This is a genomic window from Arthrobacter cryoconiti, from assembly GCF_020905375.1.
Taxonomy (GTDB): Bacteria; Actinomycetota; Actinomycetes; order Actinomycetales; family Micrococcaceae; genus Specibacter; species Specibacter cryoconiti.
In genome coordinates this window covers 21,341-30,768 of record NZ_JAJJBU010000037.1, presented here as the reverse complement: position 1 = coordinate 30,768, position 9,428 = coordinate 21,341, and the positions used below count along the sequence as shown (strand labels likewise).

Genomic DNA, 9,428 nt, shown 5'->3' with positions numbered 1-9,428 from the left:
GAACAATCCTTTCAGGAACTGTCTCACATCATTAGTACACCTCACTTTTTGATTCTTTGACCTTCCGACCGAATAGGGATCAAGCACCTTTCGATCGATTCATCGACAGCAAGATCGAAGTCTGTGTCCCGTCCAACAGCATGAACGCGAACTCTGCAGTCCGCTGGCCCGTCCGGCTATCGTGTTGCCAGCACATCGGATCACACACATATGGATACCTCGCATGGGCTATTCCGTGACAACCTCGTCATCCAATGTGACGAGTTCTTCCAGCTGCCGGCATTCCAAAGTTCATCCGCACGGAAACATATTCATGGCAATCAATTCGATATTCTGATGAAGTCCCCATTGATTTCCGCTGACAGGTCCCACAAAAACAACAGACGGACGAGAATGAAACAGTTTCTAAAGATTACGCTCAAGGCGATAGCGGCCCTGACGGCGGTGGTTGTTGCCTCCCTGGCCACAACATCCATCGTCAATGCCAGTGCAAGCAAGTCCGAAGCGGCAAGGTTGAAATCCTACGGTCAGCTCGTATCCGTGAATGGAAGGAAGATGAACGTTTCCCTTCAAGGTACCGGCCCCGAGACGGTGGTACTTATTCCCGGAGCCGGAACGGCCTCTCCAGTACTGGATTTCAAACCCCTCATAACCGAGTTGCTGCCGCACTATCGTGTGGTCGTCATCGAACCATTCGGCTATGGGCTCAGCGAGGAAACGACGACTGAGCGAACCACAGAGAACATCGTCAATGAGTTGCACCAGGCCTTGCAAACCCTGGGCATCGACCGCTACATACTTATGGGACATTCCATTGCCGGTATTTATGGGTTGGACTTCGCCAACAGGTTCCGGAGCGAGGTAATCGCCTTTGTTGGAATTGATAACAGTGTGCCGAACCAGCCTGGAATGGACAAGAAGTTCCCCCTAGGTGCTTTGAGGGCCGCCAAGCCATTGGGATTGGCCAGAGTGCTGGTTAATAGTGTAGGTGATGTCTATGCCGGACTTCCCTACAGCGATGATGACAAGACTCAGATAAAGATCCTGTCCCAGAAGAACATGTTGACTTCCACCTACATCAACGAGATCAAGAACCTTGAGAAGAATTTCGTTGACGCCCGGAGTCAGTTTTTCCCTCACGATCTGCCGGTTCTCGAGTTCATTCAGGCCGAGAATAAGGCCGCCGAGGCTTGGCTGCCACTCCATGAAGAGCAAGTAGCAGGCGTTGACTACGGCAAACTCGTACCTTTGGACGGACAGCATTCCCTTCACCGCACACTGTCAAAGGAAATCGTGGCGGTCCTCGCAGATTTCATGACCGAAGCACCCAAAACCAAAACTCGCACGAATGAGGTCTCAGCCCAATTTTTGGGGGGGTAGCTGACCCTTCCATGCGTAAAGTCAAAGCGTGATGGCGTTGAATTTCCGGTAGAGCTGTCTGGCGATTGCTCCTTCGAGGCAGCGGCGGAACTCGCGCATGGTATTTCCCTTCTCGGTGCGGCGATGGACATAGGCCTTGGATGCGGGGTCCAACCTCATGCGGGCCTTGGCAATAGTATCCAAGGTTCGGTTTCGCTGCCTGTCACCGTGTTGGGTCACTGAAGAAAACGGACTCTATTGTGTACTACGGTCCTGCTGGGACTCGGTGGGACTCTTTATTGACTACAGGTTCGGCAAACTCCGCACCCTACGGGCCACGCCAAGTCGGAGCAGCGGCTGACCCGTATCAACGGAAAACGGATCAAACGTACGCCACAAACAACAATCCCAGCATTAATAGCGGTCCCTACCAGTAAAGCCACCCCCGATTCTCATCCTCAAAACGAAATAGTGAGGCCCCGAAAGAAGTCTTTCGGGGCCTCACTATTATTGTGCGCGGGAGGGGACTTGAACCCCCACCCCGTTTCCAGGACTAGCACCTCAAGCTAGCGCGTCTGCCATTCCGCCACCCGCGCAGGTGATTACGGGTACCTGATTCTTCCTCTCGGATGAACCCTTTGGCCCCTAAGCAGCGAGAAATACGATAGCACAGCTTTTACCGGAAATGACAATTGGGTAATTCGGTACGTGGGCTCGTCTGCCCACTCCGCCAACATGGCGTGCCGATGTAGGCTGAATGTGACCCTGACGCCATAAAGGAGCCTATCCGTGAGTATCGTTTTGCCGGAAGAGGAAGTTGCCGGCATCTGTGCCGAACTGATTCGATTCGACACCAGCAATTTTGCTAACAACGAAGGCCCTGGAGAGCGGGCAGCCGCGGAATATGTGGCCACCCTGATTTCTGACTCCGGGCTCGCCCCGGAACTCTACGAGAGCTCTCCGGGCCGTGCCAACGTCGTTACCCGGGTTGAAGGCAGTGATCCCTCCCTTCCAGCTTTGGTAGTTCATGGCCACCTTGACGTTGTTCCGGCACTAAAGCATGAATGGAGCGTTGATCCCTTCGGGGCGGAGCAAAAGGATGGACTGATCTGGGGCCGGGGGGCTGTGGACATGAAAGACATGGACGCCATGATCCTCTCAGTCATGCGATCCATGGGACGGGACGCCCGCAAACCCAAGCGAGACATCATCTTTGCTTTTTTTGCCGACGAAGAAGCTGGTGGCACCTACGGCGCACGTTGGTCAGTGGACAATCGCCCCGAACTCTTTGAAGGCGCCACCGAAGCCATCTCCGAGGTAGGGGGCTTCTCCACTGAAATCAACGGGAAGCGGGCCTACCTACTTCAGACAGCAGAAAAGGGGCTGGCGTGGCTCCGGCTCACCGCCCACGGCAGGGCAGGTCACGGTTCGCAAATAAACACTGATAATGCGGTTACGAGGCTGGCTGCCGCAGTGACTCGCATCGGAGCTCATCCATGGCCCATAGAGTACACAGCCACCACGCGCCAGTTCCTCGAGGGCGTCTCGGAAATGACCGGCGTCGAGTTTGATGAGTCCAATCCGCAAACGCTCCTCGATAAGTTAGGGACGGTGTCCCGCTTCGTGGGCGCGACGCTGCAAAACACTGCCAACCCAACATTTTTGGCTGGCGGTTACAAGGCGAATGTGATTCCGGGCACGGCCGAGGCCATGATCGACGTGCGAACCCTGCCAGGCCGCCACGAACAAGTCCTGGAGCAAATCCGGGACCTGGCTGGCGCTGGGGTGGAAGTTTCAACTATCCACAATGACGTCTCCTTGGAGACTCCCTTCACTGGCAACCTTGTCGACGCCATGGTTGAGAGCCTCAACGCCGAAGATCCCGAAGCCACCGTGCTGCCCTACACGCTCTCTGGAGGTACGGACAACAAGTCTCTTTCACGTCTGGGCATTACGGGATACGGATTCGCTCCACTGCAACTGCCACCGGACCTTGACTTCACGGGCATGTTCCACGGTGTGGACGAGCGCGTCCCAGTTGAATCTTTGAAATTCGGCGCCCGCGTTCTGGACAGGCTACTGAGCAACTACTAAAGAGGGCACTTGATATGGATTTGACGGATCTGCTACCTGATGAGCTCCTAGAACGCTTCCGCACGCGAGCCAAAGGCTATGACGAACGCAACGAATTCTTCCACGAAGACCTAGCCGAACTTAGGGAACAGGGCTACTTAGCAATGTTCGCTTCCGTCGCCGACGGCGGACTCGGGTTTGGTCTTGCTAAAGCAGCTGCGGCTCAGCGCAGATTGGCCACGGCGGCCCCGGCTACGGCCCTGGCGGTGAACATGCATTTGGTGTGGACAGGTGTGGCGCATCTACTGCATGAGCGCGGGGATGACTCGTTGGACTATGTGCTGACGGAAGCCGTAGCCGGGGAAGTATTTGCTTTCGGCAATTCAGAAGCCGGTAATGATTCTGTGCTTTTTGATTCCTCAACAGTGGCGCAGCCCCAAGGTGATGGCAGCTACTCGTTTACCGGCACTAAAATCTTCACTTCACTGTCCCCGGCCTGGACTCGTTTGGGCATCTTCGGCAAAGACTCCTCAGGAGAGGAGTCAGTCTTAGTCCACGCATTCATCACACGCCAAAGCCCTGGGTATCGGATCAAGGACGATTGGGACACTCTAGGAATGCGGGCAAGCCAGTCGTGCACGACCGTGCTCGAAGGTGTTATCGCCCCAGCGGATCGGGTATTTCGTAAATTGACCGTGGGCCCCAACGCTGACCCGTTGATCTTTAGCATCTTTGCCTGCTTCGAAACCCTGCTAGCCGCTGTCTACACCGGTCTTGGTGAACGGGCGCTACAAATCGGCATTGCCACCGTGAATCAACGGATGTCAAAGAAGTCGGGTAAACCATACTCGCAAGACCCAGATATTCGATGGCGAATCGCGGACGCGGCTCTTGCTATGGACGGTTTATACCCACAGCTTGAGTCTCTAGCGCGTGACGTTGATGAAAGAGTCGAGCACGGTTCCCAATGGTTTCCAAAAATGGTGGGTTTGAAGGTTAGGGCCACCGAAACAGCCCGTACGGTGGTGGATCTGATTATTCGGGTCAGCGGCGGAGGCACGTACTTTGCCGGCAATGAACTAGGCCGGCTTTATCGGGACGTCTTGGCCGGTATTTTTCACCCTTCCGACGATGAATCTGCCCATGGGACCATTGCCAACGCTTGGTTGGGTCCCCTCGAGTCGTAATGACCACCGCAATCGTTGCTGTCCGCGCCGGGAGCCAGTAACTCGGCGCGAAAGCAGCAGGTCTAAAACACGTCCATGGTGCGCTGGACCAAAAAGACTTTGCGACGCAGCCAGTATTGCCGGCTGCCGCCCATGTATAGCCGGCTCCGTTCAAGCTCCCACTTGCCGTATTCCGTATGCTCGCGCAATCGCTGGTAGGCCACCGGCAAGGGCTCCTCTGCGCGGACCGAGAGGATCAGGTATTCGTATTGCCGCTTTGGTGCTCCCGCACCGGTGCGCAGGGGCTTGAGAATTTCCCTCATGTTCATCCTTCCGCTCCAGTTGTGCAAGCAGCTCTCCTCGCTAACGCTACAGCCTGCCAGGGACCTTTCATGTTCAGGGACACACTGGTAGCGTCAGGCCCATGAGCATTGATCCCCGCGCTGCACTGACTGCCCTGACAACAGCCCTAGAAGAACATCTGGTGGCTGCTTCCGCGCGTCGCGGCGAAGAAGACCCGATCGTAGAAGCCACGTTCTTGGGCATCATTGACGCCTTTGAAGTGTACGAGGAGGCGCTCTTCGACGCGTTCGATGAGGTAACCCCCTTAGTAATCTACGGTGGCGACGATGAGGACGACTATGACGATGGGGACGATGACGACGAAAACTCAGATGCCGAAGACTCGGAAAAGTAAGTCACGTCTGGCGTTACTCATTTGTTAGCCGGAAACCTCGTTCAACACGTCGGCTATTTGTTCCGGTAGTGGCTCCAGTGAGGATGACAAAATCTGTTTGAGCTGTTCAACGTTCCTTGGACCAACTACCGCAGCAGCAACGAGCTCGCGATCCAATAACCAACTAAGTGCTACGTCCAGGGGTTCCCGTCCCAGTCCCTTTGCCGCCGTGACGACTGCTTCTGTGATCCGGCTAGAGCGCCCAGCCATGTATGGCTCCACATATCCGGACATTTCATCGCTTGCGCCACGGGAATCGCCGGGAATCTGACCTCTGTATTTTCCAGTCAGGACTCCGCGGCCCAACGGACCCCAGCAGATAACTCCGCTTCCCACATGTTCGGCCGCTGGCAGGACCTCGGCCTCAATCTGACGAGAAAGCAGTGAGTATTCCACCTGGTTTGCCACGAGGGCTGTTTCCGAAAGGGTGGCGGCACGGGCAAGCTGCCAGCCACAATAATTTGAAACCCCTGCATATCTGACCCGGCCGGAGGACACCGCAAGGTCCAGAGCGCTCAGCGTCTCCTCCAGCGGAACGTTTTCGTCCCAGATATGCGCCAACCACAGATCCAGATGGTCTGTACCCAAACGGGCAAGGGTTGCGTCGAGGCTAGAGAGCATAGCTCTTCTGGAGGTGTCCACCATTCGCTTTCCATGGCGATGACTCACACCGGCCTTGGACACTATGACCACATCACTGCGCGGCACCACGTCTCCCAACATGGCTCCAAGGATTGCCTCACTGCGCCCTTCCACATAGCTGACGGCCGTGTCAACCGTTGTTCCACCAGCTTCGACGAAGGCCCTGAGTGTTTCTCTGGCGCTGTGCTCGTCTGTCTCCTTGCCCCACGACATGGTGCCCAAGGCAAGTGCTGAGACACGCAAGCCGCTGGTGCCCACAAATCGTTGTTCCATACGTGCAAGCTTACGGGGAAACCACCACTAACATTGCGGCATGTTCGCAGGGAGCTATGAACAACGATGCTCTAGGATTTAGCGTGTGAACTGGTTTGAAGCAGCGTTCCTTGGCTTGATCCAAGGCTTGACAGAATTCCTCCCTATTTCCTCCAGCGCCCACTTATTTGTGGTGGGGAAGTTCTTGCCCTCGGGCGCGGACCCCGGCGCCGCCTTCACTGCGGTGAGTCAGTTGGGCACGGAAGCGGCCGTCGTTGTCTTTTTCTGGAAGGACATTGTCCGCATCATCAAGACTTGGTTCGCGTCCCTTCGTGGTCGCGTACCCGGCAACCACCCTGATGCACGCATGGGTTGGTTGGTCATCATCGGCAGCCTCCCCATTGCCGTGTTGGGCGTGGTGTTTCAGCACTACATTGAATCAACTCTGCGCAACCTCTGGATTGTGGCTACCACGCTCATAGTCTTTGGACTCATCCTGGCTGTGGCCGATGCCCTCGCCTCCCAACAGCGGGAACTCAAAGACCTTACATTCGCTCATGGCATCATCTATGGCTTCGCTCAAGCGCTGGCCCTCATCCCCGGAGTATCACGTTCTGGAGGCACCATCACGGCGGGACTCTTGATGGGATATACCCGCGAGTCTGCTGCACGCTATTCTTTCCTGCTAGCAATTCCGGCAGTCTTCGGCAGCGGCTTTTATGAATTGTACAAAATTGTTTCCGGGAAGGATGGCGCGGGTGCCACCTTTGGAATTGGTGAGACTGCCTTAGCCACGATCATTGCTTTTGTCGTGGGCTACTTCATCATTGGCTGGTTCTTGAAATTCATTTCCACCAAGAGCTTTCGCCCCTTCGTTTGGTACCGGATAGCCCTCGGCTTGGCGCTCTACATGCTCCTGGGGCTCGGGATCATCACGGCGTAGCAACACCCTCCCACCCTTCTAAGTTGGTCCGTCGCAGCGGTGTCTTGTGGGCGCGAGCGTCTTGTCAGCTGCCCAAGCCAGCTAGTCTTAGCTACGTGAAAACTTGGAAGTCCACTCCCGTTCCTGAACTACCCGGCACCATGGGTGCCCTAATGCTGCACGAAACCAGCCAAAACCGTGTGATCGCTCTGCCCGAGAGCGACACTGCAAGCATTTACGTCTGTGGTATTACACCCTACGACGCAACTCACATGGGGCACGCCGCGACTTATGTGGCTTTTGACTTACTCAACAGAGCTTGGCGCGACGGCGGTAAGACTGTCACGTATGTTCAAAACGTCACTGACGTGGACGATCCTTTGTTGGAGCGGGCCATCCGCGATGGCGTTGACTGGCAAGACTTGGCAGCTGAACAAACGGCTTTGTTCCACGCTGATATGAGCGCCCTTAATGTCTTGGCACCGGATCAGTACATCGGTGCCGTTGAGGCCATCGAGTGGATTGTTCCTAAAGTCGAAGAGCTGGTGGAATCCGGTCTGGCCTACGCTGTGCCAGGTGGCGAGGGCGAGCCAGATGGCGACGTCTACTTTTCTGTAGACCACGCTTCCGCAGCAAGCCACGACGGCGGAATTGACAGCCCGTGGTGGCTAGGCCAGATATCAGGGCTGACCCCAGAAGAAATGTTGCCGGTATTTGCGCAGCGGGGCGGGGATCCCCAGCGTGCTGGGAAGCGAAACCAGCTGGACCCGCTACTTTGGCGGGTAGCCCGCGAAGGCGAACCATCGTGGGACGGAGCGAGCCTAAAGGCCGGACGCCCTGGCTGGCACATTGAATGCACAGTGATAGCGCAGAGGTTCCTGCCCCAGCCTTTTACCGTCCAAGGTGGGGGTTCTGACCTTATCTTCCCCCACCATGAGATGGGTGCGGGTCACGCCTATTCGTTGAGCCATGTGCCAATGGCATGCCATTATGCCCACACGGGCATGGTGGGCCTCGACGGAGAAAAAATGAGCAAGTCCAAGGGCAACTTGGTGCTTGTTTCCAAACTGCGTGCAGAGGGCGTTGAACCGGCGGCTATTCGATTGGCCATTTTAGCCAACCATTATCGCGTTGATTGGAGCTGGACAGCAGCACTTTTGGACAATGCTGTCCGTCAGCTAGAGAATTGGCGCAAAGCGGTTGAGATGGCGTCGTCGGGAGACGCCGCTGCGTTGCTTAGCCAAATTCGGCAAGCACTGGCCGCTGATCTGGATGCTCCCAGGGCACTGGCCGCCGTCGACTTCTGGGCCAATCAAGCCATCGGCTCCGACCGGGAGTCAAGTGCTCGTGACAGTGCACTTATCTCAGATAGTATCGAGGCCCTGCTCGGCGTAGTGCTCTAGCCCCGGGCCTGGGTCCATTCCTTAGGGTTGGTCGCTGCCACGACGGCGCAAGTAGCGTTCAAACTCTTTGGCTATGGACTCGCCCGTGGCCTCGGGAAGATCCACAGTATCTTTAGCCTCTTCTAGCTGGCGAACATAAGCCGCTATCTCAGCGTCACCGGCGGCTAGCTCATTGACACCGCGTTCCCATGCCTGTGCGTCTTCCGTAAGATCACCCGTGGGCAGCGAGACCTGGAGAAAATCCTCCACCTTGTTCAACAACGCCAACGAAGCCTTGGGGGAGGGCGACTGGGCCACGTAATGTGGCACGGCAGCCCAGAGTGAAACTGTGGGTAATCCGGCCAGTTGTGAGAGCTCGTTCATTACACCCACAATGCCAATGGGTCCCTCATATTCGCTGGCCTGAAGATTCAATCTCTCGCGCAGCTCGGGGTCCTCACACGTAGCCGTCACAGGAATGGGCCGTGAATGGGGTACATCGGCCAGTAGAGCTCCCACCAACAGAACATAGTTGACGTTGAGTTGCGCAGCCTTGGCCAACAGTTCAGCGGTATAGGCGCGCCAACGGTAGGAAGGCTCAATTCCGTGGACGAAGATAACGTCCACGGTGGTTCCGGGAATTGTTGCCTTGGCGATTTTCGTTACGGGCCACTTGATCTTTCGAGCCCCTGAGTTTGTCCGACGAACCTCGGGGCGGGTGAACTGAAAATCATAGTATTCGTCGGGCTCGATCACGGCAACCCGTTTCCCACCCCATAAACGGTGCAGATACTTCAACGCATCACTCGCGGCATCGCCGGCGTCGTTCCAGCCTTCGAAGGCAGCCATCAGCACTGTCACGCGCTCACCTTGAACCGCCGGCTCAAGCAAACGCC

The 9,428-nt window shown here is 56.2% G+C and carries 10 protein-coding genes and 1 tRNA gene; 6 read left to right on the top strand and 5 right to left on the bottom strand.

Annotated elements, in window-relative coordinates; all coding sequences use genetic code 11:
* The first annotated feature begins 393 nt into the window (after positions 1–393).
* Positions 394–1,380 carry an alpha/beta fold hydrolase gene (locus tag LOH53_RS16110; protein ID WP_230068775.1) on the top strand — a complete coding sequence of 329 codons (987 nt, stop codon included), beginning with the start codon at positions 394–396 and terminating at the stop codon, positions 1,378–1,380.
* A 21-nt stretch (positions 1,381–1,401) separates the two neighbouring features.
* Here the strand turns inward: LOH53_RS16110 and LOH53_RS16105 are convergent, their stop codons facing one another.
* Both LOH53_RS16105 and LOH53_RS16100 read right to left on the bottom strand, forming a co-directional pair.
* Positions 1,402–1,599: a hypothetical protein gene (locus tag LOH53_RS16105; protein ID WP_230068774.1), complete on the bottom strand. Its 198-nt coding sequence runs from the start codon at positions 1,597–1,599 to the stop codon at positions 1,402–1,404.
* A gap of 273 nt (positions 1,600–1,872) precedes the next feature.
* Positions 1,873–1,955, bottom strand: a tRNA-Leu gene (locus LOH53_RS16100).
* A gap of 193 nt (positions 1,956–2,148) precedes the next feature.
* Here LOH53_RS16100 and LOH53_RS16095 point away from each other — a divergent pair.
* Complete coding sequence (locus tag LOH53_RS16095) at positions 2,149–3,453, top strand: M20/M25/M40 family metallo-hydrolase (RefSeq protein ID WP_230068773.1); 1,305 nt, start codon at positions 2,149–2,151, stop codon at positions 3,451–3,453.
* Positions 3,454–3,467: 14 nt separating this feature from the next.
* The gene (locus LOH53_RS16090; RefSeq protein ID WP_230068772.1) at positions 3,468–4,619 is read left to right on the top strand and encodes an acyl-CoA dehydrogenase family protein; all 1,152 of its coding nucleotides are present in this window, start codon (positions 3,468–3,470) and stop codon (positions 4,617–4,619) included.
* Positions 4,620–4,681: 62 nt separating this feature from the next.
* Here the strand turns inward: LOH53_RS16090 and LOH53_RS16085 are convergent, their stop codons facing one another.
* Positions 4,682–4,921, bottom strand: a complete 240-nt coding sequence (locus tag LOH53_RS16085; RefSeq protein WP_230068771.1) for a DUF5703 family protein — start codon at positions 4,919–4,921, stop codon at positions 4,682–4,684.
* Between the two features lie 101 nt (positions 4,922–5,022).
* Between LOH53_RS16085 and LOH53_RS16080 the strand changes: the two genes are divergently transcribed.
* Entirely contained in the window at positions 5,023–5,295 is a 273-nt protein-coding gene (locus LOH53_RS16080) for a hypothetical protein (RefSeq protein ID WP_230068770.1), read from the top strand.
* A gap of 24 nt (positions 5,296–5,319) precedes the next feature.
* Here LOH53_RS16080 and LOH53_RS16075 read toward each other — a convergent pair whose 3' ends face one another.
* Positions 5,320–6,249, bottom strand: a complete 930-nt coding sequence (locus LOH53_RS16075; RefSeq protein ID WP_230068769.1) for an aldo/keto reductase — start codon at positions 6,247–6,249, stop codon at positions 5,320–5,322.
* An 85-nt stretch (positions 6,250–6,334) separates the two neighbouring features.
* Between LOH53_RS16075 and LOH53_RS16070 the strand changes: the two genes are divergently transcribed.
* Positions 6,335–7,171, top strand: coding sequence for an undecaprenyl-diphosphate phosphatase (locus LOH53_RS16070; RefSeq protein ID WP_230068768.1), 837 nt, complete (start codon positions 6,335–6,337; stop codon positions 7,169–7,171).
* Between the two features lie 95 nt (positions 7,172–7,266).
* Positions 7,267–8,553 carry a cysteine--1-D-myo-inosityl 2-amino-2-deoxy-alpha-D-glucopyranoside ligase gene (gene mshC / locus LOH53_RS16065; protein WP_230068767.1) on the top strand — a complete coding sequence of 429 codons (1,287 nt, stop codon included), beginning with the start codon at positions 7,267–7,269 and terminating at the stop codon, positions 8,551–8,553.
* A 21-nt stretch (positions 8,554–8,574) separates the two neighbouring features.
* Here the strand turns inward: mshC and LOH53_RS16060 are convergent, their stop codons facing one another.
* Entirely contained in the window at positions 8,575–9,381 is an 807-nt protein-coding gene (locus LOH53_RS16060) for a PAC2 family protein (RefSeq protein ID WP_376991702.1), read from the bottom strand.
* Between the last annotated feature and the right edge of the window lie 47 nt (positions 9,382–9,428).

Excerpts from the sequence above, each read along its gene's own strand:
- LOH53_RS16110 (WP_230068775.1), top strand. The coding sequence starts at position 394 with ATGAAACAGTTTCTAAAGATTACGCTCAAGGCGATAGCGGCCCTGACG.
- LOH53_RS16090 (WP_230068772.1), top strand. The coding sequence starts at position 3,468 with ATGGATTTGACGGATCTGCTACCTGATGAGCTCCTAGAACGCTTCCGC.
- LOH53_RS16085 (WP_230068771.1), bottom strand. The coding sequence starts at position 4,921 with ATGAGGGAAATTCTCAAGCCCCTGCGCACCGGTGCGGGAGCACCAAAG.
- LOH53_RS16080 (WP_230068770.1), top strand. The coding sequence starts at position 5,023 with ATGAGCATTGATCCCCGCGCTGCACTGACTGCCCTGACAACAGCCCTA.
- LOH53_RS16075 (WP_230068769.1), bottom strand. The coding sequence starts at position 6,249 with ATGGAACAACGATTTGTGGGCACCAGCGGCTTGCGTGTCTCAGCACTT.
- LOH53_RS16060 (WP_376991702.1), bottom strand. The coding sequence starts at position 9,381 with ATGGCTGCCTTCGAAGGCTGGAACGACGCCGGCGATGCCGCGAGTGAT.